The organism is Vibrio sp. 03_296, from assembly GCF_002265885.1.
Genome location: NZ_NPKW01000488.1, coordinates 1 through 987, shown reverse-complemented (window position 1 = coordinate 987; position 987 = coordinate 1). Strand labels below are relative to the sequence as shown.

Below are 987 nucleotides of genomic sequence, written 5' to 3'. Positions count from 1 at the left end.
GTGAGAGTGCCGACAGTAAACGTCACTGCAATGGATTTAAGATGTCACGATTAATACAAATGTGAAAGTTAATGACGTAAATCAAACCATTGTTAACGCATCTCAGTGTACATTACGTGGCATTGTTGACTATACTTGAAGCGCCGCTCGTTCCATCGACTTAATCATGATCCCATAGCGCGATTGTCGATGGTAGCCAACTCGAGTCAGTAACGGCATTAGTGAAAATGCTGGTTTGGTGCGATAACGAATGGGGCTTTGCGAACCGTATGCTGGATACTGCGCTCGCAATGCAAGCTGCCAAATAGTCGTATCGGCAGCGTCGGAGAAAATTTATTTTTAGCCTTGAAATAAATTTGTAATGACTCCATATCAATAACCAGTTTGAAGAATTAACAGGCTTGGCAGGGTTGCCGAGTTTCAAAACTTTATTTTAATATTTGAGAGGACACATCATGTCTGTAATCAAGATGACTGACCTGGATCTAGCAGGTAAACGTGTATTCATCCGTGCTGACCTAAACGTGCCAGTAAAAGACGGTAAAGTAACTTCTGATGCACGTATCATCGCATCTCTTCCTACTATCAAGCTATGTCTAGAAGCTGGCGCGAAAGTAATGGTCACTTCTCACCTAGGTCGTCCTACTGAAGGTGAATATGCAGAAGAGTTCTACTCTACAACCAGTGGTTAACTACCTAAACGACGCGCTAGATTGCGAAGTGAAATTGGCTAAAGATTACCTAGATGGTCTTGAGCTAAACGCTGGTGAACTTGTTGTTCTTGAAAACGTTCGCTTTACAAAAGGACGAGAGAAAAACGACGAAGACACTTTCTAAAAATACGCGGCACTATGTGACGTATTCGTAATGGATGCATTCGGTACAGCTCACCGTGCACAGCGTCAACTCACGGTGTGGGTATGTTTGCTGAAGTAGCGTGTGCGGGCCCTCTACTTGCTGCTGAACTAGAAGCACTCGGCAAAGCAA

At 43.8% G+C, this 987-nt stretch carries 2 pseudogenes; both read left to right on the top strand.

Features of this window, described 5'->3' with window-relative positions:
* Positions 1–308, top strand: a pseudogene (locus CIK04_RS25605) (erythrose-4-phosphate dehydrogenase); the annotation flags it as partial.
* A 147-nt stretch (positions 309–455) separates the two neighbouring features.
* Positions 456–987: pseudogene (pgk, locus tag CIK04_RS25600) on the top strand (phosphoglycerate kinase); the annotation flags it as partial.